The organism is Streptomyces nigrescens (genome assembly GCF_027626975.1).
GTDB classification, from domain to species: Bacteria; Actinomycetota; Actinomycetes; order Streptomycetales; family Streptomycetaceae; genus Streptomyces; species Streptomyces nigrescens.
Genome location: NZ_CP114203.1, coordinates 5,784,235 through 5,809,295 on the forward strand (window position 1 = coordinate 5,784,235; position 25,061 = coordinate 5,809,295).

General features: G+C 71.3%; 16 protein-coding genes and 1 rRNA gene. 13 read left to right on the forward strand and 4 right to left on the reverse strand.

The genetic code is table 11. From position 1 onward, the window contains the following. Positions 1-10 precede the first annotated feature (10 nt). Positions 11-520: a cysteine dioxygenase gene (locus STRNI_RS25880; RefSeq protein WP_093646192.1), complete on the reverse strand. Its 510-nt coding sequence runs from the start codon at positions 518-520 to the stop codon at positions 11-13. Between the two features lie 691 nt (positions 521-1,211). Between STRNI_RS25880 and STRNI_RS25885 the strand changes: the two genes are divergently transcribed. From STRNI_RS25885 to STRNI_RS25895, 3 genes are all read left to right on the forward strand, one after another. After that, positions 1,212-1,475, forward strand: coding sequence for a WhiB family transcriptional regulator (locus STRNI_RS25885; protein ID WP_003983763.1), 264 nt, complete (start codon positions 1,212-1,214; stop codon positions 1,473-1,475). Positions 1,476-1,792: 317 nt separating this feature from the next. Next, positions 1,793-5,605: a glycosyltransferase gene (locus tag STRNI_RS25890; protein WP_277412103.1), complete on the forward strand. Its 3,813-nt coding sequence runs from the start codon at positions 1,793-1,795 to the stop codon at positions 5,603-5,605. Further along, positions 5,602-7,176, forward strand: a complete 1,575-nt coding sequence (locus STRNI_RS25895) for a DUF5719 family protein (RefSeq protein ID WP_277412104.1) — start codon at positions 5,602-5,604, stop codon at positions 7,174-7,176. The genes STRNI_RS25890 and STRNI_RS25895 overlap by 4 nt, the downstream gene beginning before the upstream one ends. Positions 7,177-7,209: 33 nt before the next feature. On the opposite strand, the gene STRNI_RS25900 is transcribed toward STRNI_RS25895, so the two are convergent. Beyond that, positions 7,210-7,668 carry a metallopeptidase family protein gene (locus tag STRNI_RS25900; RefSeq protein WP_174857644.1) on the reverse strand — a complete coding sequence of 153 codons (459 nt, stop codon included), beginning with the start codon at positions 7,666-7,668 and terminating at the stop codon, positions 7,210-7,212. A gap of 259 nt (positions 7,669-7,927) precedes the next feature. Between STRNI_RS25900 and STRNI_RS25905 the strand changes: the two genes are divergently transcribed. The 6 genes from STRNI_RS25905 (at position 7,928) to STRNI_RS25930 (ending at position 13,925) form a co-directional block, all read left to right on the forward strand. Further along, the gene (locus tag STRNI_RS25905; RefSeq protein ID WP_159488086.1) at positions 7,928-8,368 is read left to right on the forward strand and encodes a DUF3499 domain-containing protein; all 441 of its coding nucleotides are present in this window, start codon (positions 7,928-7,930) and stop codon (positions 8,366-8,368) included. A gap of 146 nt (positions 8,369-8,514) precedes the next feature. Continuing rightward, on the forward strand, positions 8,515-9,873 hold the full coding sequence (locus STRNI_RS25910) for a phosphomannomutase/phosphoglucomutase (RefSeq protein ID WP_018087068.1): 1,359 nt from the start codon (positions 8,515-8,517) through the stop codon (positions 9,871-9,873). Positions 9,874-10,059: 186 nt separating this feature from the next. Then, on the forward strand, positions 10,060-10,257 hold the full coding sequence (locus STRNI_RS25915; RefSeq protein ID WP_018087067.1) for a Trm112 family protein: 198 nt from the start codon (positions 10,060-10,062) through the stop codon (positions 10,255-10,257). 76 nt (positions 10,258-10,333) lie between these two features. Further along, positions 10,334-11,470 (forward strand): SIS domain-containing protein, encoded by a 1,137-nt coding sequence (locus tag STRNI_RS25920; RefSeq protein ID WP_093646198.1) that lies wholly within the window; start codon positions 10,334-10,336, stop codon positions 11,468-11,470. 78 nt (positions 11,471-11,548) lie between these two features. Next, positions 11,549-12,754, forward strand: coding sequence for a mannose-6-phosphate isomerase, class I (gene manA, locus STRNI_RS25925; RefSeq protein ID WP_277412105.1), 1,206 nt, complete (start codon positions 11,549-11,551; stop codon positions 12,752-12,754). A gap of 211 nt (positions 12,755-12,965) precedes the next feature. Next, complete coding sequence (locus STRNI_RS25930; protein WP_018087064.1) at positions 12,966-13,925, forward strand: cation diffusion facilitator family transporter; 960 nt, start codon at positions 12,966-12,968, stop codon at positions 13,923-13,925. 624 nt (positions 13,926-14,549) lie between these two features. Here the strand turns inward: STRNI_RS25930 and STRNI_RS25935 are convergent. Continuing rightward, positions 14,550-16,820: a fructose-specific PTS transporter subunit EIIC gene (locus STRNI_RS25935; protein WP_381845491.1), complete on the reverse strand. Its 2,271-nt coding sequence runs from the start codon at positions 16,818-16,820 to the stop codon at positions 14,550-14,552. Positions 16,821-17,344: 524 nt separating this feature from the next. On the opposite strand from STRNI_RS25935, the gene ahcY reads away from it, so the two are divergent. Then, a complete protein-coding gene (gene ahcY / locus STRNI_RS25940) occupies positions 17,345-18,802 on the forward strand; it encodes an adenosylhomocysteinase (protein ID WP_018087062.1) in 1,458 nt (485 codons plus the stop codon). A gap of 170 nt (positions 18,803-18,972) precedes the next feature. Then, the gene (locus tag STRNI_RS25945; RefSeq protein ID WP_018087061.1) at positions 18,973-19,587 is read left to right on the forward strand and encodes a hypothetical protein; all 615 of its coding nucleotides are present in this window, start codon (positions 18,973-18,975) and stop codon (positions 19,585-19,587) included. Between the two features lie 705 nt (positions 19,588-20,292). On the opposite strand, the gene STRNI_RS25950 is transcribed toward STRNI_RS25945, so the two are convergent. Next, positions 20,293-21,408, reverse strand: a complete 1,116-nt coding sequence (locus tag STRNI_RS25950) for an RDD family protein (protein WP_277412107.1) — start codon at positions 21,406-21,408, stop codon at positions 20,293-20,295. A gap of 113 nt (positions 21,409-21,521) precedes the next feature. Between STRNI_RS25950 and STRNI_RS25955 the strand changes: the two genes are divergently transcribed. After that, positions 21,522-22,529: a stage II sporulation protein M gene (locus STRNI_RS25955; protein ID WP_277412108.1), complete on the forward strand. Its 1,008-nt coding sequence runs from the start codon at positions 21,522-21,524 to the stop codon at positions 22,527-22,529. A 744-nt stretch (positions 22,530-23,273) separates the two neighbouring features. Beyond that, positions 23,274-24,802 (forward strand): 16S ribosomal RNA (locus STRNI_RS25960). The last annotated feature ends 259 nt before the right edge of the window (positions 24,803-25,061 follow it).

Genomic DNA, 25,061 nt, shown 5'->3' on the forward strand with positions numbered 1-25,061 from the left:
CGGGGTGGTGTCAGGGGGCCGGTATCCCGGGAGGGGTGGTGACGGTCCCGGAGTCCGTGGCCTGGCTGGGGTGCATCGGCATATTGGTCAGTCCGGGGAAGTACACGTGCAGGCTGACGGCCGGCGTCAGGGCGTCGTTGACGACTTCGTGGACGTAGCCGGGGGCGAACACCCGCTGGGCGCCGGCCGTGAGGGTGCGCGGCCCGTCCTCGGCGTGTTCGGTCAACTCCCCTTCCAGGACGGTCAGCACACCGGAGGACGCCCCGTGGTCGTGCCGGCCGCTGCCCTGCCCCGGCACCCAGCTCAGCAGCCACACCTCGTAACCCGGGCCCGTGCGCAGCCGGTGGTACCAGCGGGTGGTGGCGTCGTAGCGGACCAGTGGGGCCCAGGCGGCGCGGTCGGCGGCGATCGAGCGGGCCAGCCCCGCGAAGCCGGCGACGGTGGCCGGGTGTGCGGGAACGGGCGGCAGCAGGTGGGGGATGGCGAGCGGGTCGCCGGCGATCTGGACGTCGCTGTTCATGGGGTTTCGGTTCCTCGGCGGAAGTGCTGGGGTGACGCGAACTGGCTGCGGCGCGGTGCGGGCTCTCCCTGTAGGGGGCGCGGCGCGGCGACGCGGAGCAGGGGCGCTGCGGGGTGGTGCGAGCGAAAAGGCTGGAGCTCAGTGGCTTCAACAGCTGGAACAGCGACAGCGGGACTGCGCAGCGCAGAGCGACCCGTAGGCACGGGTCAGTCGGAGCGCGGGAGTCGCTGGCATGGGGTCAAGGAGACCGGGTTCGCGACGCGATGTCAACTTGATGTCGGGTTTGCCGTAAATCTTTCACCTCATCCGGTTACTCCGCCCGGCGAAAGGTTTGTGCAGCTACGGGCACGGAGACATCGACCGGCAACCGCGCTTTCAAACGCCGTTGCGGACCCGTGATCGGTCTGTGATCTCCCCCGCTTCGGCGCGTGGGGTGCAACGTGAACGCCGCCTGGTCGCGTCTTGGTGAGTGAAGAGGACGTGCCGAGTGGCACGCCCGGGAAAGTGTCCTGGTTTTTACTGATTTGAACACTTTCCGCATCCGCTTGGTTCCGCCGAGTGAATAAGAGGCTCAATAGCAGATCTCGGCTTGACTGGCCCGGATCACCACACTTGTAATTTCACTCGTGTCGTTCAGCCGAAATCGATCACGGCTTGATCACGGGGACGTAAAGACAGACGAGGGGCGCACATGACCGAGCTGTTCCAGGAATTGCTGGTCGAGGAGGCGGACGAGGAGCTCGGCTGGCAGGAGCGCGCACTGTGCGCCCAGACCGACCCCGAGTCCTTCTTCCCGGAGAAGGGTGGCTCCACCCGCGAGGCCAAGAAGGTCTGTCTCGCCTGCGAAGTCCGGTCCGAATGCCTTGAGTACGCGCTCGCCAACGACGAGCGCTTCGGCATTTGGGGCGGTCTGTCCGAGCGCGAGCGCCGCCGGCTCAAGAAGGCCGCCGTCTGACGATGACAGCGCAGCCGGCCGGACCGACGGCGCGCGGCCTCGTGGACCACGCCGCCGCACCCCCTCAACTCCCCATATCCCCCTATAGCGAACTCTCCGCCTCCAGCGACCTGCTCGCCGGAGGCGGACTGCTGTGTACGGACCCGGTCGGGGCACCGACGCGAACCATTAGTGTGGGGCACCGTCCGAGATGCGCCGCCGCCCCACGGGATGCGCGCGTCGCCTCGTAGTCCGTCGCAGTGTCTTCCGGGGGCGGTGGCCCAGCGCGACTTCGCCGCGGGCCTTCGAACTCCCGGGTCCGGAGGGCCCGTACCTCGATGTCCGTGCACAGCCAGTCGGCGGCCCAGGCCGCCTCACATGCAGCCGCCACCCCAGAGTTCCCGCGGCACGTCGTCACCGCCGTGATCGTCTCCCATGACGGTGCCCGCTGGCTGCCCGACGCGCTCACCGGCCTGCTCGGCCAGGAGCGCCCGGTGCAGAACGTCATCGGCGCCGACACCGGCAGCGCGGACAACTCCGCCCAGCTGCTCGCCGAGGCCATCGGGGACCAGCGGGTGCTGCACCTCGCCCGCCGCTCCGGATTCGGCACCGCCGTCGACGAAGCCGTCCGCACGGCCCCCGTGCTCACCCCCGACGATCTGCCGTATCTGCGCCGGCCCAGCGGCTGGGACCCGGTCACCCGCACCTGGCGCGACGAGGCCTACGAGATGCCGGAGTTGCCGCACGGCGAACCGGTCCAGTGGCTGTGGCTGCTGCACGACGACTGCGCGCCCGAGCCGGACGCGCTCGCCGAGCTGCTGCGGGTCGCCGACGCCAGCCCCTCCACCGTCATCGTCGGCGCCAAGCTGCGCAGCTGGTACGACCGCCGGCAGCTGCTCGAAGCCGGGGTCAGCATCGCCCGCAGCGGCCGCCGTTGGACCGGCCTGGACCGCCGCGAACAGGACCAGGGCCAGCACGACCAGGTCCGTCCGGTGCTGTCCGTCTCCACCGCCGGAATGCTCATCCGCCGTGACGTCTACGAGGAGTTGGGCGGCTTCGACCGCCGGCTGCCCCTGATGCGCGACGACGTCGACCTGTGCTGGCGCGCCCAGGCCGCCGGGCACCAGGTCCTGATCGCGCCGGAAGCCATCCTGCGGCACGCCGAGGCCTCCGCCCGCGAACGCCGCCCCATCGACTGCGTCGGCCGCTCGGTCGCCAACCCGCACCGCGTCGACAAGGCCGGCGCCGTCTACACCCTGCTCACCAACACCCGCGGCGCGACCCTTCCGTACGTCCTGCTGCGGCTGCTGATCGGCACCTTCCTGCGGGTGCTCGCCTACCTCGTCGGCAAGGTCCCGGGCCAGGCGCTGGACGAACTCGCCGGACTCTTCGGCACGCTGCTGCGGCCCGGCAAGATCCTCGCCGCGCGGAAACGGAGAGGCCGGCCCGCGGTCGACGCGAGCGAGCTGCGGCCGCTCTTCCCGCCCCCCGGCGCCACCGTCCGGGCCACCGTCGAGCAGGTCGCCGGCAACCTCGCCGGGCGGGCCGCACCGGATGTGGCCTCGGCCGGCCGGCACGGCGCGGTCGAGTCCGGGCCCGGCGGCGACGACGCCGAATTCCTGGAGATCGAGCAGTTCGCCCGGCTCAAGCGGATCGCCCGCAAACCGGCCCCGGTGCTCTTCCTCCTCCTGCTGCTGGTCTCACTGGTCGCCTGCCGCGGACTGCTCGGCTCCGGCGCGCTGACCGGCGGTGCGATGCTGCCCGCGCCCGGCAGCGTGTCCGACCTGTGGTCGGCCTACCTCGACAGCTGGCATGCGGTCGGCGTCGGCGGCAGCGCCTCCGCGCCGCCCTACCTGGCGATCGTCGCCCTGGTGTCGAGCATCTTCTTCGGCAGCACCGGCTTCGCCGTCACCCTGCTGCTGGTCTGCTCCGTCCCGCTGGCCGGACTCACCGCCTACTTCGCCTCCCGCCCGCTGGTCGCCTCCCGGCTGCTGCGCGCCTGGGGGAGCATCGCGTACGCCTTCCTGCCCGCGGCCGCCGGCGCACTGGCGGGCGGCCGGCTGGGCACCGCGGTGCTCGCCGTCCTGCTGCCCCTGATGGCACGGGCCGCGATCGCCGCCGCCGGACTGCGGCTGCCGGCCGGCACCCGGCCCAGCTGGCGCGCCACCTGGGCGTACACCCTGCTGATCACCTTCACCATGGCCTTCACCCCGGTCGTCTGGCCGATCGCGGTGCTGCTCGGCATCGGTCTGCTGGTGCTGCGCTTCCTGGATGGCAGCCGCGACCAGATGCTCGCCTACGGGCTGCGCTTCCTGGTCGTGGCCGTGGTGCCGTTCGTGGTGCTCGCGCCCTGGTCGCTGACGTTGCTGAGCCGGCCCTCCGCCTTCTTCCAGGAGGCCGGGCTCGACTACGGCGCCGGTTCCGCCTCCGTGCTCGACCTCATCGGGCTCAGCCCCGGCGGGCCCAAGGCCGCCGGCGGGGTGCTGCTCTTCGGCATCGTGCTGGCCGCGCTCGGCGCGACGCTGCGCGACGAGCGGCAGCGCGCGATCCGCACCGCCTGGGTGGTGGCGCTGGCCGGGCTGCTGCTCGCCGCGCTGGGCAACGGCTCCGGCTGGACCGGGCCCGCGATGCTGGTCTACGGCCTGGCGCTGCTGTGTGCCGCGGCGATCGGCGCCGAGGGCATCCGCACCCGGATGGCCACCCTCGGCTTCGGCTGGAAGCAGCCGGTCGCCGTGCTGATCGCGCTGGCGTCCGTGCTCGCCCCGCTCTACGTCGCGGCCAGCTGGATGATCACCGGCGCGGCCGGTCCGCTGGAGCGGCGCAACCCGGAGCAGGTCCCGGCGTTCGTCGCCGAGGAGTCCGGCACCGCCGACCGGGCCCGCACCCTGGTCCTCGACGGCTCGCCCGGCCATGTCGACTACACCCTCGTCCGCGGCTCCGGCGCCCGGCTCGGTGACGCCGACCTGGCCGCCTCGGCGGGCGAGGACAAGCGGCTCGCCGGCATCGTCGCCCACCTCGTGGCCGGCTCCGGCGCCGACCAGACCAACCAGCTCGGCGGCTATGCGGTCCGCTACGTCCTGGTCAGGGACGGGGCACCGCGCGAAATGGGCCGGGTGCTGGACGCGACCCCGGGCCTGACCCGGCTCAGCCAGGACGACGGCAGCGCCCTGTGGCGCGTCGACCGGCGGGTCTCGCGGGTCTCGATCGTCCCGGGCGAGGCCAAGGACGGCACCAGCGCGGGCGAGGCCGCCGCACCCGTCGCCGTCCCGTCCGGCCCCGTCGAGGCGCACACCAAGGTGACCGGCGGCGACTCCGGCCGGGTGCTGCGCCTCGCGGACGCCGCCGACGAGGGCTGGCAGGCCACCCTCAACGGCACCCCGCTCAAGCCGGTGACCGTCGACGGCTGGGCCCAGGGCTTCGCGCTCCCCGCGGAGGGCGGCACGCTCGACCTCACCCATGAGAACCCCCTCGGCCACACCCTCTGGCTGTGGGCGCAGGGCCTGCTCGCGGTCACCCTGGTGGTGCTGGCGCTGCCGGGCCGCCGCCGGGAGATCGACGACGACCTGCCGGAGGACGCGGCCGCCGCGCAGGCCGCCGCGGTGTCCGGCGACGGCCGCCGGGCGCGCCGCCTGCGGGCCCAGGCCGAGGCGGCCGGAGCCCCCGAGGGCGCCGGGTCCGGTATCCCCGCGGCGCGAGGGGGCGAGCAGCCGGCCGACCCGGCAGCCGACCCGATGTCCGCACCGGCACCCGCCCCGGACGCGGTCCAGGGGGGCGCCCCCACCGCTCCGGGCGACCCGTATGCCGCGGTGCCGCAACAGCCGTCCTACGAGGAGTGGCAGGCCGCCCAGCAGGCCGCCCCGGACGGGACCGTGCCGCCGGGCCACCCCGCCGGACAGCAGCCCTACGCACCCGCCGACCCGTACCAGGCGGGCCAGTACGGCCAGCCGTACCCGCCGGCCGATCCCTACCAGGCCACCGACCCGTACGCGGACCCCTTCCAGGCGGGCGCCTACGACCCGTACGGCTACGGGCAGCAGCAGTACGGCGACGGCGGGCCGCAGCACCAGCAGCCCTACGACGACGGCACCGAGTACCCGGGGTACTCCGGCTCCTACCCCGAGCCGCGCCGTGACGGGAGCGACCAGCAGTGAAGCGCACCATGATGTCCCTGATCGGCGTGGCCGTCGCGCTGGCCGCGGTCACCGGCGTCGCCGCCGTGGCCGCCCCGGACACCGGCGACCCGGACGCCCCCCGCGGCAGCAGCCGGCTGCCCGTCCAGCGCTCCGCGCTGCTCTGCCCGGCCCCGACCTCCTCCGAGGTCGGCGAGACCGCCTACACCGCCTTCGCCCCCAAGGGCGCCGCGGCCGGCGCGGACGGCAAGAAGGGCACCGCCGAGCTGCGGCCCGCCGGGACCGTGCGGGACGCCGGCGGCGGTGCCGGCGGCAAGGGCAAGAAGGGCAAGGACAAGGGCGCTGCGGACTCCGCCGCCGGGCAGACCGTCGCCCCCCGCGACACCAAGCCCGTCGTGCCCCTCCAGGAGGCCGGCAAGCCGGTCACCGCGACCACCGACAGCCCCGACGCCCCCGCCCTCGTGGGCGCCGCCGACGGCACGCTCGCGCCCGGCTGGACCGTGCAGCAGACCACCTCCGTCGCCGCCGGTGCGGGCCGCGGCCTTCTCGGGCTGAGCTGCACCACCCCCGACACCACGTTCTGGTTCCCCGGTGTCAGCACCGCCACGGACCGCCAGGACTATGTCCACCTCACCAACCCCGACGCGACCCCGGCCGTCGTCGATCTCGAACTCCGCGGCAAGGACGGGTCGTTGGCGGGTTCGGCGGGCGAGGACATCTCCGTACCGCCGCACGCCACGGTCCCGGTGCTGCTCTCCACCCTGACCAGCAGCCCGACCACCAACGCCTCGCTGCATGTCGTCGCGCGCGAGGGCCGGGTCGGCGCCGCCGTCCAGGCGAGCGACGGCAAGCTCGGCAGCGACTGGCTGCCGCCCGCGGCCGATCCGTCGTCCAGCGTGGTGCTGCCCGGCATCCCGAAGGACGCCACCTCGGTGCGGCTGGTCGCCCTCGCCCCCGGTGAGTCCGACGCCGATCTGAAGGTCCAACTGGCCACCCCGACCGGGCTGATCACGCCCGCCGGGCTGGAGACCCTGCACCTCAAGAGCGGGATGACCACCGCCGTGGATCTCAAGGACCTCACCAAGGGCGAGGCCGGCTCGCTGGTGCTCACGCCCTCCGACAAGGACTCCAAGGCCCCGGTCACGGCCGCGCTGCGGGTCACCCGCGGCAAGGGCGCCAAGCAGGAGATGGCGTTCATCCCCGCGACCCGGCCGGTCGAGAAGCGCGCCACCGCCGCCGACAACCGCGACCGGGGCAGCACCCTCTCGCTGGTCGCGCCCGAGAAGGGCAAGGACGCCAAGGTGAAGGTCACCGCGTCGGCCGGCAGCGGCGGCGGCACCCCGGTCACCAAGACGTACACGGTCAAGGGCGGCACCAGCCTCGACGCCGAGCCGCCCCGCCCGTCGGGCCTGAAGGGGACCTACGCCCTGACGGTGGAGCCGGAGCCCGGCAGCGGTCCCGTCTACGCGGCCCGCATGCTCGCCCGCCCCCAGGGAGGGCTGCCCGCGTTCACCGTCCAGCCGCTGCCCGACGACCGCGGTTCGGTCCTCGTCCCGACCGCGGGGCAGGATCTGTCGGTCCTCACGAACTGACCGCGGACCCGCGCACGGACCCGCGCGGCGGCCTCACTCCTGGCCGTAGCGCGGGTCCACCGACTCCGGGGCCAGCCCCAGGAGTTCGGCGACCTGCTCGACGACCACCTCGTGGACCAGCATCGCCCGCTCGTCGCGGCCCTTGGTACGGATCTCCACCGGCCGCCGGTAGATCACGATCCGGTCGCGATATCCCCCCGCGGCCGGCAGCATCCGCCCCAGCGGCACGGTCTCCGCGTCCTCGGTCGCGTCCGGCCCGTCGTCCGGGCCAAAACCGGGCACCTCCAGAACCAGGAAGTCGACCTGGGAGAGCTGCGGCCAGCGCCGCTCCAGCCGGTCCCGGGAGTCATACACAAGATCCACGAAAGCCTCGGCGCGGGTCACCGACAGCGGCACCTGCGGCGGCGCGATCGGGCCGCGCATGCCGCGGCCGTGGCGGTCGCGGCGGCGGAGCCGCGGCTCCGGCGGTCGGGGAGGTACAGGCCTGTCCATCAGCATCGAGCGTAGCCGTCAGGGACCCCCGGACACCGGGGAGCGCGACAAGACGTGGCATGTCGCCGGCTGACCGTACCTGTCCGCGTTGTGTTCGTTTGCATCCCTGTATGAGATCGCAGATCGACGACGGAATGGCAGGAAATGCATCGAGTCGTGACGGGATTCCGCGCCGCACGCGGTCCGTCCCGGCCCGGCCGGTCCAGGTCAGGTCGAGCGGGTGCAGGTCAGACGCATCGGACGAAGCGGGACGACACGGTTGGGTGAGCCGGGGGAGAGTCGTCGCGGCCCGCTCAAGAGTGCGGTACCGTCCAACGTCGTGAGCCCTGTACGTCGCTGTTCGCGCACTGCGTGCGGCCGCCCCGCCGTCGCAACGCTGACGTACGTCTATGCGGATTCGACCGCCGTGCTCGGACCGCTCGCCACCTACGCCGAACCGCACTGCTACGACCTGTGCGCCGAGCACTCCGAGCGGCTGACCGCGCCCCGCGGCTGGGAGGTCGTCCGCCTCGCCCTCGACTCCGGCCCGCCCCGCCCCAGCGGCGACGACCTCGAAGCCCTGGCGAACGCCGTACGCGAGGCGGCCCGCCCCCAGGAACGCGCCGCCGGCGGCACGCACACCCCCGGCGACCGCGACACCCACCCCATGGAGGTCGCCCGCCGCGGCCATCTCCGGGTACTGCGCTCACCCGATTCCTGAACGGCGCGGGCCGACTCCCGGCCGCCCGTCACCGCACCCGCCCGCCGTATCGGAGCCACGGTGCCCCCGCGCGGGGATACCCGGCCACCGCACAGGGCCGCCCGGTAGGTTGGGAGTTACATAGAGACTCTCCAGGAGGGCTGGCTGTGACTGATCTGTCGCAGATCGTGAAGGCGTATGACGTACGCGGCGTGGTCCCCACCCAGTGGGACGAACCCCTGGCCGAGTTGTTCGGGGCGGCCTTCGCCGAGGTCACCGCCGCGGACGCGATCGTGATCGGACACGACATGCGGCCCTCCTCGCCCGGCCTGTCCGGCGCCTTCGCGCGCGGCGCGGCGGCCCGCGGCGCGGACGTCACGGAGATCGGTCTCTGCTCGACCGACGAGCTGTACTTCGCCAGCGGCTCCCTGGGCCTGCCCGGCGCCATGTTCACCGCCTCGCACAACCCGGCCCAGTACAACGGCATCAAGATGTGCCGGGCCGGCGCCGCCCCGGTCGGCCAGGACACCGGCCTCGCCGACATCCGCGCGCTGGTCGAGCGGTGGTCGGACGAGGGCGCCCCCGAACCGGTCGCCGAACCCGGCACCGTCACGCGGCGCGACGTCCTGGGCGACTACGCCGCCCACCTGCGCGGCCTGGTGGACCTCAGCGGCATCCGCCCGCTGAAGGTCGTGGTGGACGCGGGCAACGGCATGGGCGGCCACACCGTCCCGACCGTCTTCGAGGGACTGCCGCTCGAACTGGACGCGATGTACTTCGAGTTGGACGGCTCGTTCCCGAACCACGAGGCCAACCCGCTGGATCCCAAGAACATCGTCGACCTCCAGGCACGGGTACGCGAGACCGGCGCGGACCTCGGCCTCGCCTTCGACGGCGACGCCGACCGCTGCTTCGTCGTCGACGAGAACGGCGACCCGGTCTCCCCGTCCGCGATCACCGCACTGGTCGCCGCCCGCGAACTGGCCAAGCACCCCGGCGGCACCGTCATCCACAACCTGATCACCTCCTGGTCGGTGCCGGAGGTCGTCAGGGAGAACGGCGGCAACCCCGTCCGCACCCGCGTCGGGCACTCCTTCATCAAGGAGGAGATGGCCACCACCGGCGCCATCTTCGGCGGCGAGCACTCCGCGCACTACTACTTCCGCGACTTCTGGAACGCCGACACCGGCATGCTCGCCGCGATGCACGTCCTGGCGGCCCTCGGCGGTCAGCAGGGCCCGCTCTCCCAGCTGGTCGCGCAGTACGACCGGTACGCGGCCTCCGGCGAGATCAACAGCACCGTCGACGACCAGACCGGCCGGCTCGCCGCGATCAAGGCCGCCTACGAGAGCCGCGACGGCGTCACCCTCGACGAGCTGGACGGACTGACCGTCACCGCCGACAACTGGTGGTTCAACGTCCGCGCCTCCAACACCGAGCCGCTGCTCCGGCTCAACGTCGAGGCCCGCGACACCGCCACCGCCGACCGGGTCCGCGACGAGGCCCTGGCGATCATCCGCGGCTGAGTCCCGGCACCCCGCCGCGCCAGCACCGTGTGGGAAACCGGAGCACGTCGCCGAGGGGCGGGCGGCAGCGGCATCCCTGCCGCCCGGCACCCCCGTGCACCACCCCGAAACCCCGCCGAGCAAGCCCCCGCACCCCGTCCGGCGGTACGCTGGCCAAGCCGCAACCGCCCCGAAGGAGCAGCCTCCATGCCGGTCGAAGCCAGCTTGATCCAGATCCTTGCCTGCCCGGCGTGCCATGCCCCGCTCCAGGACCGGACCGGAGACTCCTCGGGTCCCGCTTCCGACCCCGAGCTGCTCTGCACCTCCGGCGACTGCGGCCTCGCCTACCCCGTCCGGGACGGCATCCCCGTACTCCTCGTCGACGAGGCTCGCCGCCCCGCCTGACCGGGCTCCGCCGGGTCCGCCCGGCACCGCCCGGCACACCCCCGCCCGTCCCGGCGATTCGGAGGCCGCGCCCACCATGCTCGACGAGTCACTCCTCGACACCCCTGACGCGCTGGCCGGAGCCGACCGCTTCGGCCTGCTGCGCGGCGTCGCCGAATCCGGCGCCCGGGTCCGTACCGCGGCCCGCAGCGCCGCCGAGTCCGGCATCCCCGAGCTGACCCCTGACGGGCGGCCGCGCGCCGTACTCGTCGCCGGCCCCGGCCCCGCCGCGGCCGGAGTGGCCGACCTCCTCAGGGCGCTCGGCGGCGGCAGCTGCCCCGTCACCCACCTCCAGCCCACCGGCGTCGCCCCACTGCCCGGCGCCCTGCGCTGGGCACTTCCCGGCTGGGCCGGCCCCCTGGACCTGCTGCTGCTCCCCGGCCCGGACGCCGCCGACCCCGGCCTCGCCGAGCTGGTCGAGCAGGCCTCCCGCCGCGGCTGCGCCGTCGTCGCCGTCACCCCGGCCGGCGGCCCGCTCGCCGACGCCGTCACCCAGGCCCGCGGCCTCGCCGTCCCGCTGGCGACCACCCCCTACGACGCCGAATTCGACGTCGAGGGCGCCCCGCCCGCCGCCCCCGGCACCCTCTGGTCGGTGCTCATCCCGCTGCTCTCGCTCGCCGACCGGATCGGCCTGCTCAGCGCCCCGCCGGAGGCCCTGGGCAAGCTCGCCGACCGCCTCGACCAGCTCGCCGAACGCTGCGGCCCGGCCATCCCGACGTACACCAACCCCGGCAAGACACTGGCCGCCGACCTCGCCGACGCGCTCCCGCTGATCTGGACCGAAGGCACCATCGCCGGCGCCGTCGGCCGGCACTTCGCCACCGAGCTGGCCGGGCTGGCCGGCCGCCCCGCGCTCGCCGCCGAGCTGCCCGAGGCGCTTGCCACCCACCGCACCCTGCTGGCCGGCGCCCTGGCCGCCGGCGCCGACCCGGACGACTTCTTCCGCGACCGGGTCGAGCAGCCCGCCGCGCTGCACGCCAGGGTCGTGCTGCTGCGCGAGGAGGAGCCGGGCCCGCTGTCCGCCACCCGCGCCGCCCAGGCGCTCGCCGAGGAGCGCGACACCGCCCTCAGCGAGCTGGAGGCCGACACCGGCAGCGATCTGGAGAAGGCCGCTGAGCTACTCGCCATCGTGGATTTCGCCGCCGTTTACCTGGCGCTCGCCGGGACCGAGTGATCTTTGACGGCCGGCCCGCACCCGCAGGCCCGTAGCAGCACCCCGCAGCACGTACCACTGTCAGGAAGCAGCCGCCCCATGGACCGCCTCGCCAATACCGTGCGCCCCTACGCGTGGGGCTCGACCACCGCCCTCCCGGAGCTCCTGGGCACCACGCCCACCGGCGAACCCCAGGCCGAGATGTGGATGGGCGCCCACCCCGGCGCCCCCTCCCGCATCGACCGCGGCGCCGGCCCCGTCTCCCTGGCCGAGGTGATCGACGCCGCCCCCGAGGCCGAACTGGGCGCCGACGCCGTACGCGCCTTCGGCCCCCGGCTGCCCTTCCTGCTCAAGCTGCTCGCGGCCGGCTCGCCGCTCTCCCTCCAGGTCCACCCCGACCGGGCGCAGGCCGAGGAGGGCTTCGCCGACGAGGAGCGGCGCGGCGTCCCGATCGACGCCGGCCACCGCAACTACAAGGACGCCAACCACAAGCCCGAGCTGATCGTCGCGCTCACCCCCTTCGACGGTCTGTGCGGCTTCCGGCACCCGGACCGGGCCGCAGACCTCCTGGAGGGCCTGGGCGTCGACGACCTCAAGCCCTACGTCGACATCCTGCGCGCCACCCCCGAGGAGGACGCGCTGCGCGAGGTGCTCACCGCCGTACTGAGCGCCGAACACCACGCGATCGCCGGGACCGTCGAGCGCACCGCCGTCGCCGCCGACCAGCTGGCGGCCAAGGGCGGACCGCACGCCGACGCCTACGCCGCCTACGCCGTCCTCGCCCACCACTACCCGGGCGACCCCGGCGTCCTCGCCGCCATGCTGCTCAACCACGTCCGGCTCCAGCCCGGCGAGGCGCTGTTCCTCGGCGCCGGCATCCCGCACGCCTACCTCAGCGGGCTCGGCGTCGAGCTGATGGCCAACTCCGACAATGTGCTGCGCTGCGGTCTGACCCCCAAGCACGTGGACGTACCGGAGCTGCTGAAGGTGGTCCGCTTCGAGGCCGGTGACGCGGGCGTGCTGCGCCCCGAGGACGTCGACGGCGAGGAGGTCTACGAGACCCCCATCGACGAGTTCCGGCTCTCCCGCTTCGTGCTGGCCCCCGGCGCCGCCCCGCACCCGCTCGCCTCCCGTACGCCGCAGATCCTGCTGTGCACGGCGGGCACCGTCCAGCTGCGGGACGCCGATGACGAGTCCGCGGCCGGGCTGACCCTGGCCCCCGGTGAGTCCGCGTTCGTCCCGGCCGGCGAACGGATCGCCCTCTCCGGAGACGGCACGCTGTTCCGCGCGACAGTCGTGGCATAGCCCCCGGCGCTGCACGTCCGGCGGCACGCACGGAATCCGGGAGGCCCGCGTCGGCGGCACAGGCGGAACCCGGGAGGCCCGCGTCGGCGGCCGGAAAACCGTCCGCCAGGTGGCCTCCTGGCGCCGGCCCGGGACCGGGCTGCAACAATGACCGCCGCACAGCATTAAAGGGGCGGTAAAGCCCGGACGACGGAAGGGATATGCGGCACCTATGAGCGCATCAGGCGGGACAAAGGCGATCGTTGCGGCGCTGGGCGCCAACCTGGCGATTGCCGCAGCGAAGTTCGTGGCCTTCGCCTTCAGCGGCTCGTCCTCGATGCTGGCGGAAGGCGTGCACTCCATCGCGGACTCCGGCAACCAGGGCCTGCTGCTCCTCGGCGGCAAGAAGGCCAAGCGCGCGGCCACCGCCGAGCACCCCTTCGGCTACGGCCGCGAGCGCTACATCTACGGCTTCCTGGTCTCCATCGTCCTGTTCACCATCGGCGGCGTCTTCGCCCTCTACGAGGGCTACGAGAAGATCCACGACCCGCACGAGCTGGACAACTGGTACTGGCCGGTCGGCGTCCTGGTCTTCGCGATCATCGCCGAGAGCTTCTCCTTCCGTACGGCCATCAAGGAGTCCAACGAGCTGCGAGGCAAGCAGACCTGGGCCCAGTTCGTCCGCCGCGCCAAGGCCCCCGAGCTGCCGGTCGTGCTGCTGGAGGACTTCGGCGCACTGGTCGGTCTGGTCCTCGCGCTGGGCGGCGTCGGCCTGACCATCGCCACCGGCGACGGCATCTGGGACGGCATCGGCACCATGTGCATCGGCGCGCTGCTGGTGCTGATCGCCCTGGTCCTGGCCGCGGAGACCAAGTCGCTGCTGCTGGGCGAGGCGGCCGGTCCCGAGCAGATCGCCAAGATCCGCGCCGCGGTCGTCGACGGTCAGGTCGTTACCCGCGTCATCCACATGCGCACGCTCCACCTCGGCCCCGACGAGCTGCTGGTCGCCGCCAAGATCGCGGTCCAGCACGACGGCACCGCCACCGAGATCGCGGACGCCATCAACGCCGCCGAGGCCCGCATCCGCGAGGCCGTACCGATCGCCCGCGTCATCTACCTGGAGCCGGACATCTACGACGAGAAGGCGGCCGCCGCCGGCACCGACCCGTCGAAGACACCGGGCGGGGAGTGAACCGGGGCGACTGACGGGGGCGGCGGACGCGGGCGGCTGACGGGCTGAGCCCCGCTGACCGGCCGAGCCCCGCAGGCCCCCGGCCCCAGAACGCGGCAAGGCCCCCGCACTCCTCAGGAGCGCGGGGGCCTTGCCACGTACGACGCCAATCCTCTTGGCCCACCCCAGCCCGTCGATCACACTGCGAGCCACGGGGATGCTGCCCCGGTCACGGGACTGCCGCCCCGGCCGTGGCAATACCGCCCTGGCTGCGGGAATACTGCCTGGCTGCGGGAAGACGGCCCCGCCGTGGGAGTCCGGCTCCGGCCGTGGGGGTCGTCCCTGGCCGTGGGGGTCCGCCTCCGGCCGTGGGGGTCGTCCCCGGCCGTGGGGGTCCGCCTCCGGCCATGGGAGCCCGTCCCCGGCCGTGGGAGCCCTCCCCAGCCACGGGAGTCGTCCCCGGCCGTGGGGGTCCGCCTCCGGCCATGGAAGCCCGCCCCAGCCATGCGAATCCTCCCTGGCCACGGGAGTCGGCCCCCGGCCATCGGAGTCCGTCCCTGGCCATGGGAATACCTCCCCGGCCCCACCACGTTGTGGCTCCGCAGGGGGCCCGCGCCTCCCCTACGGGATGCGTTCGCCCCCGCCCTACTGGATCTCCCCGAGAACGCGCAGAACCGCCGCCTCGTCCTCCGCGCCCTGCAACCGCGCCCGGAAGTCCGCGTCCATCAGCTTCCGCGACAGCAGCGCCAGGATCCGCAGATGCTCATCACCGGCCGCCGCCTCCGGCACCGAGATCAGGAAGACCAGCCTGGCGCGTGTGCCGTCGAGCGAACCCCAGTCGATACCGTCCGCCGACCGTGCGAAGCCGACGACCGGAGCCGTCACCGCGTCCGTCTTGGCGTGCGGAATGGCGATCTCCTCACCGAGCCCGGTCGTGCCCTGCGCTTCACGGGCCAGCGCCACCCGGACCAGCTCGTCGACGTCCGCCACCTTGCCGGTGCCGGCCACCAGCTCGGCCATCTCGCGGATCGCCGCCTCCTTCTCGTCGGCGACGAGCTGCGTCTTGACGGTGCGCTCGGTGAGGTAGCCGGAGAGCACCTCGACGTCGGGAACGTCATCGCGTTCGGTGCCGTCGCTGCTGACATCGTTGCCACCGGTGACCGCGGTGTCAGCGGCCGAGCCATCCGCCTCATGAGCCGAAGCGGAGGCGTGCGCGGGAACGGAACCCGCCCCTGACGTAACGGAACCGGCCACTGCCGGAACGGAACCCTCCGCCGACGGAACGGAACCCGCCGCCGGAGGAACGGACACCGCCTCCGCGGCCGTACGGGACGCCACGCCGCCACCACCAACGGCTCCTGCGCCCACGCCGACCCGGACTCCTACCGGCTCTGCACCAGCGGCAGCCGGCGAGCCCCCGGCGGCGGCGACATCAGCACCCGCATCAGCCCCCACATCGGCACCAGCAGCCGCCGGCACCCCGCCGCCCTTCCGCCGCTCCGCCACATCCACCAGCATCACCGTCGTCAGCGCCGTGACCACCGAGCCGGCCACTACGGCGAGGAAGAACGCCGGCACCCCGCCGACCGCGCCCAGCACCGCCACGATCGGCCCGCCGTGCGGCACCGCGTCCGTCACCCCGGTCATCCCCGCGAGGGCGCCGGCCACCGCGCCACCGAGCATGTTCGCCGGTATGACCTGCGCGGGCCGTGCCGCGGCGAACGGAATCGCGCCCTCCGAGATCCCGAAGAGCCCCATGAACAGCGCCGCCATGCCCGTCTCCCGCTCCTGCTCGGAGTACAGGCGGCGACGGACCAGCGTGGCCAGCCCCTGGCCGAGCGGCATCACCGGGATCGCCGCGGCACACATGCCCATCACGGTCTGGTTGCCGGACGCGATCAGTCCCGCACCGAACAGGAACGCGGTCTTGTTGACCGGACCGCCCATATCGAACGCGATCATGAGACCGAGGAGGGCGCCGAGCAGAATCGCGCTGGACCCGGTCATCCCGCCGAGCCAGCCTGTGAGATGGGTGAACACCCAGGAGATGGGCCGGCCGATCACGTAGATGAAGAACAGTCCGAGCGCCGTCGTCGCCACGATCGGGATCACGATGATCGGCATGATCGGCCGGGCGAACTTGGGAACTTCGACCTTCTTGATCCACTGCACCAGATACCCGGCCAGGAAGCCGGTGACGATCGCACCGATGAAGCCCGCACCGGCCTTGGAGTCGTACAGCGAGCCGGTGTTGGCGATCCAGCCGCCGATCATGCCCGGCACCAGCGCGGGCCGGTCGCCGATCGCATACGCGATATAGCCGGACAGGATCGGCACCATCAGCGTGAAGCCGATGACGCCGATGTCATTGACGTGCTTCCAGAACGAATCGTCGGGGATGACCAGGCCACCGTCGGCCTGCGGATGCCCGCCCAGCGCCAGCGAGATCGCGATCAGCAGCCCGCCGACCACCACGAACGGAATCATGTAGCTGACGCCGTTCATCAGCGCCTTGTACCCGACGCTGCGCTCCTTGCCGCCCCCGGCACCCCCGGAAGCCGGAGCCGCGCCGGCCCCCGTACCGGCCCCGGCCCCTGTGCCGCCCCCGGCACCTTCCGCGCCCCCGTACATCGGCGCGCTCCGCACCCGCTCTATCAGCTGCTCGGGGTGGCGAATGCCCTCGGCTACCCCGACCGCCAGGACCCTCTTGCCGACGAACCGACTGCGGTCGACGTCCTTGTCCGCGGCGATGATGACGGCGTCCGCGTCCCTGACATCGTTGTCAGACAGTAGATTCTCAGCCCCGATGGAGCCCTGCGTCTCCACCTTGATCTCGTGCCCGAGGGACCGGGCCGCCTGGGCCAGCTTCTCCGCGGCCATGTACGTGTGGGCGATACCGGTCGGGCAGGCGGTCACTGCGAGCAGCTTCAGCCCTTGCCCGCTCGTCCCCGCGCCCTTGAGGGGCTCAGCTGGACTGGTGGTCACGTGGCTCTCCTTATGAACGTGCGCGCGGTCGTGCAAGTGTTCCGCGCTCCAGGCATCCTGCATGACGGCACAGCGCCCGCAAACCCCTCCGACGCCACGGCCCGCGGCAGCCGGGACGCCGGTCGTCGGCGCACCCGGACCCGGGAATCACGGGCCGTACCCGAGCCCCTGCTTGGCCGGGACCACACCGGACCGGACCCTCCGGGCTGGGGTTCACTGGGCCGATCGGTGTAGATTCGTGACCAGTGCCAGACGTCGCTGCTGATGGCGGTCGGGCGGCCCGCACCGCGGACCGGCCGAGGGAGAGAGGGCCTCCGACGGACTGCGCTGTGGCCAGGGGGAGAGGTGCGTCCGCTTCCGCGTACGCTCGAACTCCCCCAGTGGTAGCTGGGGGGACCCCAGCCCGCGCCGCAGACTGCCCGCCCATCCACCTCGACGCTCGAGGAGCAGCCCGCATGACGACAGCAGCCACCGGCCAGGACTTCAAGGTCGCCGACCTGTCCCTCGCCGCTTTCGGCCGCAAGGAGATCACCCTCGCCGAGCATGAGATGCCCGGTCTGATGGCGATCCGCAAGGAGTACGCCGCCGCCCAGCCGCTGGCCGGTGCCCGCATCACCGGTTCTCTGCACATGACCGTGCAGACCGCGGTCCTGATCGAGACCCTGGCCGCTCTGGGCGCCGAGGTCCGCTGGGCGTCCTGCAACATCTTCTCCACCCAGGACCACGCCGCCGCGGCCATCGCGGTGGGCCCGAACGGCACGCCCGACGCGCCGCAGGGCATCCCGGTCTTCGCCTGGAAGGGCGAGTCCCTGGAGGAGTACTGGTGGTGCACGGAGCAGGCGCTGACCTGGCCCAACTCGCCCACCGGCGGCCCGAACATGATCCTCGACGACGGTGGCGACGCCACCCTCCTGGTCCACAAGGGCGTCGAGTACGAGAAGGCCGGCAAGGTACCCGCGATCGAGACCGCGGAGAGCGATGAGCACCGCGCGGTCCTGGAGCTCCTGACCCGCACGCTGGCGGAGTCCCCGCAGAAGTGGACGAACCTGTCCTCCGAGATCCGCGGTGTGACCGAGGAGACCACCACCGGCGTGCACCGTCTCTACGAGATGCACCGCGACGGTGACCTGCTCTTCCCGGCGATCAACGTGAACGACGCCGTCACCAAGTCGAAGTTCGACAACAAGTACGGCTGCCGCCACTCCCTGATCGACGGCATCAACCGCGCCACCGACGTCCTCATCGGCGGCAAGACCGCCGTGGTCTGCGGCTACGGCGACGTCGGCAAGGGCTGCGCGGAGTCGCTGCGCGGCCAGGGCGCCCGGGTCATCATCACCGAGATCGACCCGATCTGCGCGCTGCAGGCGGCGATGGACGGCTACCAGGTCACCACCCTGGAAGAGGTCGTCGAGACCGCCGACATCTTCGTCACCACGACGGGCAACAAGGACATCATCATGGCGTCGCACATGGCGCGGATGAAGCACCAGGCGATCGTCGGCAACATCGGTCACTTCGACAACGAGATCGACATGGCCGGTCTCGCGAAGATCGATGGCATCGTCAAGGACGAGGTCAAGCCGCAGGTGCACACCTGGACCCACCCGGACGGCAAGGTCCTGATCGTGCTGTCCGAGGGCCGTCTGCTCAACCTGGGCAACGCCACCGGTCACCCCTCCTTCGTGATGTCCAACTCGTTCGCGGACCAGACGCTGGCCCAGATCGAGCTGTTCACCAAGCCCGAGGAGTACCCGACCGACGTCTACGTGCTGCCCAAGCACCTCGACGAGAAGGTCGCCCGGCTCCACCTCGACGCGCTCGGCGTCAAGCTCACCGAGCTGCGTCCCGAGCAGGCCGCCTACATCGGCGTCCAGGTCGAGGGCCCGTACAAGCCCGACCACTACCGCTACTGATCCAGCGGCGATCACCGGCCGGTCAGCCCGCCTGACCAGCTGGTGCGCGCCCACAGCAGCCGGTGACACCAGGCCCTCGCCTTCATGGCGGGGGCCTGGCCCATAAGGTCCCCATACAGACCCGCCCTCCCCGACTCACCGGCCCGTCGCCGGCCGAAGGACTGCACCTCATGCCCCGCGGCCACTACTCCCTCCACGACCCGCACGATCACACCCCCCTGGGTGAAGAGCACTTCCACTGCGCCACCGGCCCCTCCGGCTGGCGCTATGTCTCCCAGATCGTCAACCCCTCCGGCGACCACATCGGCTCCGTCGACCTCACCCTCGACGAACTCGGCCGCCCCATCCGCCTCGAACTGCACGCCTCCGCCTGGCAGGTCCGCGGCGCCGCCCTGGAAGGCGTCACCTGGGTACGCACCGACCCGACCGGTGAACACGCCACCGAAGGCAACGTCCCGGCCCACGCCTTCACCGGCGCGTCCCCCGCGTTCCTCATCGCCACCGCCCGCTTGCTGCGCCCCGCCCTCGGCGCCGGCGCCGTCCGCACCCGCCTCGTCGCCTTCACACCCCCCGTCCTCGCCCCCCGCACGCTCGACCAGTCCTGGGCCCTGCTGAAAAGCACACCACACGCCACTGACAACGCCCCGCTCATCGCCGACGAATACCAGGTCAACGACTTGGAAACCGGCGAACAGCACACCGTCCACATCGCGGGCGACGTGGTCCTCTCCGCCCCCGGCATCGAACTCGAATCCCTCGAATCCCCACCGTCGACCTTCCCCTGACCCACCCGCTCCGCCGGTCTCACCTCGCACTCGCAGCGCCGAGACCGCCCCCCGCTTGGCGGCTGGCCCCCGACCCACGGCACGCAGCGGCGAATACCGGGGGATCCCGCCGCCCCCAGCCGCTCCAGCACGACCCCCTGCAGCCAGCTGCGGTCATGGCCCGGCCACACCGAGCCCGTACGTACGCAAGCGTCGCCCAGCGCCTGAACCGGAACCGGAACCGGAACGGATCAGCTCACCGGCCTCCACCGGGCGCCAGTCCGGACGTGCCGCACTCCTGGAACCCGGAGGCGTCGGCACCGCCTCACACCCGACGCATCGCCCCGCTGCCGGGCCCCCAACTGCTGCCTGTCAGATGCGGCCACGGCCAGCGCGGCTGCCGAATACAGACACGCTCAACCCGGCGGCCTACTCTCGCTGCAATTACTGCCACAGGCTTCGGCGGAGGTCCCACGACGGCCACACCACCCGGTGGGGCGCCCGCTCCCGTCCCGCCTCGCCGCATCCAGCTGCACTGACGCCTGCGCGCTGCGCCCTCACCGCACGCCACGGGGGCCAGGACACCGTCCTCCCCGTCGACCTCACCGCCCCCCGAGGCCAGGACACCGTCCCCTTCGCGCTCACCGCCAACACGGGGCGAAGTCGGATGGACCCGCCGCCCCGAGCCCAGCACACCCCGCCCTGTCCCGCCCGTCACCGGCCTCCTCACACCGGCGGCGCAAACCCCGTACGCGGCGGCCGCCCTCCTCCACCGCCCCCCTGATCACCCGCACGCTCCCGCACCGGCGCCCCCGTAGGCGCGGCACCGTCACCACGCATCACCCCGTCACCGGCCACAGCCTCAGGAGCCCCCGCTACCACTCCACCCCCAGGCAAAGCCCACGCCCCGCCCGCCACCGACGCCACATCCCCGTCCCCACCCCCGGACGGCACGGCTTCCCCCGCCCTCTCCATGGGCCCGACCGACGACCACGACTCACCGGCCCGAGCCTCGCCACCCCCAGCACCAGGCCACCCACCGGGAGCACCCTCTCCCCACCCCACAGACGCCGCCCCGGCAACCGCCCCCGACGCCCCGAACGCCCGCTGCGACTCCCGCGCCTGCCGTTCCCCAGCCACCGCCGCCAGATACGCCGCCGGATGCACCCCCGCGGGCCCCGGCACCCCGGTGAACCCCCGCAAGTCCTCCGCCAGCCGCCCCGCCATCGCCCCGCCGACCTGCGGATCCAGCTGTCCCATCCGCGCCAGGTACTGCCGGACGGTCAGCCACCACGCATCAGGTACCCGCGAAAGGTCCAGCGCCCCGACATCCGCAACCAACCACGGAGGCGGTGCCGGCAGCGCCGTCCCGGTCTCCGCCACGGGCGTCCGCTCCCGTATGACCAGCGTTCCGGCGAACACATCACCCACCCGACGCCCTCGCGCCGACACCAACGACGCGATGGCCGCCACCACCCCCATCGTCATCACGATCTCGATGGCGCCCATCGCCCCGCGCACCAACGCATGCCGGAACCGGATCGGTCCGCCGTCCTCCCGTACGACCCGCAGTCCGCAGATCACCTTTCCCAGCGACCGGCCCTGGCTCAGCGTCTCCACGACGATCGGGATCCCGACCTGCACCAGCACGAACGCCGCCACCGACACGGCCGCCACCGCCGCACTGTCCATCGACGAGGTCGCGCTCACCAGCATCAGCGAGATGCCGATGTAGATCACCCAGGCCACGGCCACATCGACCGCCACCGCCAGCCCCCGGCTCGGCAGCCTGGCCGGCCGCAGCCCGAGCACCACCGCTTCACCCGTGACGAGTTCCTTCACGCCGCGCCCCACTCCCTCTCGATCCCCGAAGTCCCGCCCACCCCACGCAGGACACGGCCAGTCTGCCAAGCTGACCCGGCACTCACCCACGGCGCTGCGAGGAGCGACACCCTATGGACCTCGATGTCTTCGTCACGGCCCACGGCGCCGAATGGGACCGCCTCGAAACACTGCTGCGCCGCAAACGCCACCTCACAGGAGCCGAGGCCGACGAACTGGTCGCCCTCTACCAGCGCACCACCACCCACCTCTCCCTCCTCCTCTCCAGCGCCCCCGACCCCGCGCTGACCAGTCGCCTCACGTCCCTCGTGGCCCGCGCCCGCAGTACGGTCACCGGTGCCCGCAAGGCCTCCTGGCGCGACACCGCCCGCTTCTTCACCACGGCCTTCCCGGCAGCCGTCTACCGTCTGCGCCACTGGTGGATCCCCACCGCGATCCTCTCCACCGCGGTCGCCGCCCTCATCGGCTGGTGGATAGCCGCACACCCCGAGGTCCAGGCAGCCATCGGCGCCCCGGAGGACCTCCGCGACATGACCCGCCCCGGTGGCCAGTACGAGACCTACTACTCCAGCCACCCCGCCGCCTCCTTCGCCGCCCAGGTATGGACGAACAACGCCCAGGCCGTCGCCCTGTGCCTTGTCCTCGGCGCCTTCGCCGGCCTCCCCGTTCTGTGGATCCTCTTCCAGAACATGCTCAACCTGGGCGTCGGCATCGGCCTGATGTCCTCGGCGGGCCGCCTCGACACCTTCCTCGGCCTGATCCTTCCGCACGGCCTCCTCGAACTGACCGCCGTCTTCGTCGCCGCCGGCATCGGCCTCCGCCTGGGCTGGACCCTCATCGACCCCGGCCCGCGCACCCGCCGTACGGCCCTCGCCGAGGAAGGCCGCTCCGCCCTCGGAGTCGCCATAGGGCTCGCCGCCGTCCTCTTCATATCCGGCGCCCTGGAAGGCTTCGTCACCCCTTCAGGCCTCCCCACCTGGGCCCGCATCGGCATCGGCATAGCCGCCGAACTGGCCTTCCTCCTGTACGTCCACGTCCTGGGCGGCCGCGCCGTACGCGCCGGAGCCACCGGCGACGTCGACCTCTCCGACCGCGAAGCCGCGCTGCCGACCGCCGCGTGATGTGCATCGAGCCCTGCTGACCTGCTAATCTCCTCTTCTCCCCAGAAACCCGTTGACACGGGCAGCAGGGGGAGGTAGATTCGAACGGTTGCAGCGAACTGGACAAGTTCATCCGCAACGGTTAGTCTCTTCTCCGCTTCGGCCGGAATTTTCATGTCGGCGAGGCGCAACCGACCACTTACCGGAAGCCCCGGCCGAATCAATTCGGCGGAATCTCTTCTGATAAAGTCGGAAAAGCCAAAAGGCAAACCCCTCCGACGGGGATTCGGAAACGAATTCGGACCGGCAACGGACCGAAACGGATCTGATAGAGTCGGAAAGGCCGGAAAGCGAAAGCGAAGCGGCCGACCCCGCTCCAACAGGGGGCCAGAGACGGAAACGGATCTGGTACGGTTGGAAAAGCGAAGAAGCCGAAAGGCGGAAACGCACCGGCGAAAATCGGGCCCGCAAGGATCTGATAGAGTCGGAAACGCAAGACCGAAGGGAAGCGCCCGGAGAGCCTGGTGAAACAGGCACAAAGGAAGCGTCCGTTCCTTGAGAACTCAACAGCGTGCCAAAAGTCAACGCCAGATATGTTGATACCCCGTCCACCGGAAACACTTCCGGCGGATGAGGTTCCTTTGAAAAGCCCACCACGGCCCAAGCGGTCGGGGTGGCACACACAGCGAGGACGCTGTGAACGAGAGGGCTTATTCCGCCCACTCGTTCCGCTCTCGTGTGTGTTGACCCGATTACGGGTAAACATTCACGGAGAGTTTGATCCTGGCTCAGGACGAACGCTGGCGGCGTGCTTAACACATGCAAGTCGAACGATGAACCTCCTTCGGGAGGGGATTAGTGGCGAACGGGTGAGTAACACGTGGGCAATCTGCCCTTCACTCTGGGACAAGCCCTGGAAACGGGGTCTAATACCGGATACGACTACCGACCGCATGGTCTGGTGGTGGAAAGCTCCGGCGGTGAAGGATGAGCCCGCGGCCTATCAGCTTGTTGGTGGGGTGATGGCCTACCAAGGCGACGACGGGTAGCCGGCCTGAGAGGGCGACCGGCCACACTGGGACTGAGACACGGCCCAGACTCCTACGGGAGGCAGCAGTGGGGAATATTGCACAATGGGCGAAAGCCTGATGCAGCGACGCCGCGTGAGGGATGACGGCCTTCGGGTTGTAAACCTCTTTCAGCAGGGAAGAAGCGAGAGTGACGGTACCTGCAGAAGAAGCGCCGGCTAACTACGTGCCAGCAGCCGCGGTAATACGTAGGGCGCAAGCGTTGTCCGGAATTATTGGGCGTAAAGAGCTCGTAGGCGGCTTGTCACGTCGGATGTGAAAGCCCGGGGCTTAACCCCGGGTCTGCATTCGATACGGGCAGGCTAGAGTTCGGTAGGGGAGATCGGAATTCCTGGTGTAGCGGTGAAATGCGCAGATATCAGGAGGAACACCGGTGGCGAAGGCGGATCTCTGGGCCGATACTGACGCTGAGGAGCGAAAGCGTGGGGAGCGAACAGGATTAGATACCCTGGTAGTCCACGCCGTAAACGTTGGGAACTAGGTGTGGGCGACATTCCACGTCGTCCGTGCCGCAGCTAACGCATTAAGTTCCCCGCCTGGGGAGTACGGCCGCAAGGCTAAAACTCAAAGGAATTGACGGGGGCCCGCACAAGCAGCGGAGCATGTGGCTTAATTCGACGCAACGCGAAGAACCTTACCAAGGCTTGACATACACCGGAAAACCCTGGAGACAGGGTCCCCCTTGTGGTCGGTGTACAGGTGGTGCATGGCTGTCGTCAGCTCGTGTCGTGAGATGTTGGGTTAAGTCCCGCAACGAGCGCAACCCTTGTTCTGTGTTGCCAGCATGCCCTTCGGGGTGATGGGGACTCACAGGAGACTGCCGGGGTCAACTCGGAGGAAGGTGGGGACGACGTCAAGTCATCATGCCCCTTATGTCTTGGGCTGCACACGTGCTACAATGGCCGGTACAATGAGCTGCGATACCGCGAGGTGGAGCGAATCTCAAAAAGCCGGTCTCAGTTCGGATTGGGGTCTGCAACTCGACCCCATGAAGTCGGAGTTGCTAGTAATCGCAGATCAGCATTGCTGCGGTGAATACGTTCCCGGGCCTTGTACACACCGCCCGTCACGTCACGAAAGTCGGTAACACCCGAAGCCGGTGGCCCAACCCCTTGTGGGAGGGAATCGTCGAAGGTGGGACTGGCGATTGGGACGAAGTCGTAACAAGGTAGCCGTACCGGAAGGTGCGGCTGGATCACCTCCTTTCTAAGGAGCACTTCTTACTCGAACCTGGTTCGGGTCAGAGGCCAGTACATCAGCGAATGTCTGATGCTGGTTGCTCATGGGTGGAACGTTGACTATTCGGCGCACTTGATTGGTTGTCACTAGTACTGCTTCGGCGTGGAACGTGGGGATTGATGGAGTGGGCCGGGCGCGCTGTTGGGTATCTGAGGGTACGGACTTGAGTCTGGACCTTCGCGATGCCGGCCCCGGTGAAGCATCCTGGTAAGGGTGTGTGACGGGT

Excerpts from the sequence above, each read along its gene's own strand:
- STRNI_RS25880 (WP_093646192.1), bottom strand. The coding sequence starts at position 520 with ATGAACAGCGACGTCCAGATCGCCGGCGACCCGCTCGCCATCCCCCAC.
- manA (WP_277412105.1), top strand. The coding sequence starts at position 11,549 with ATGGACCGCCTCGCCAATACCGTGCGCCCCTACGCGTGGGGCTCGACC.
- STRNI_RS25885 (WP_003983763.1), top strand. The coding sequence starts at position 1,212 with ATGACCGAGCTGTTCCAGGAATTGCTGGTCGAGGAGGCGGACGAGGAG.
- STRNI_RS25900 (WP_174857644.1), bottom strand. The coding sequence starts at position 7,668 with ATGGACAGGCCTGTACCTCCCCGACCGCCGGAGCCGCGGCTCCGCCGC.
- ahcY (WP_018087062.1), top strand. The coding sequence starts at position 17,345 with ATGACGACAGCAGCCACCGGCCAGGACTTCAAGGTCGCCGACCTGTCC.
- STRNI_RS25915 (WP_018087067.1), top strand. The coding sequence starts at position 10,060 with ATGCCGGTCGAAGCCAGCTTGATCCAGATCCTTGCCTGCCCGGCGTGC.
- STRNI_RS25920 (WP_093646198.1), top strand. The coding sequence starts at position 10,334 with ATGCTCGACGAGTCACTCCTCGACACCCCTGACGCGCTGGCCGGAGCC.
- STRNI_RS25890 (WP_277412103.1), top strand. The coding sequence starts at position 1,793 with ATGTCCGTGCACAGCCAGTCGGCGGCCCAGGCCGCCTCACATGCAGCC.
- STRNI_RS25930 (WP_018087064.1), top strand. The coding sequence starts at position 12,966 with ATGAGCGCATCAGGCGGGACAAAGGCGATCGTTGCGGCGCTGGGCGCC.
- STRNI_RS25945 (WP_018087061.1), top strand. The coding sequence starts at position 18,973 with ATGCCCCGCGGCCACTACTCCCTCCACGACCCGCACGATCACACCCCC.
- STRNI_RS25955 (WP_277412108.1), top strand. The coding sequence starts at position 21,522 with ATGGACCTCGATGTCTTCGTCACGGCCCACGGCGCCGAATGGGACCGC.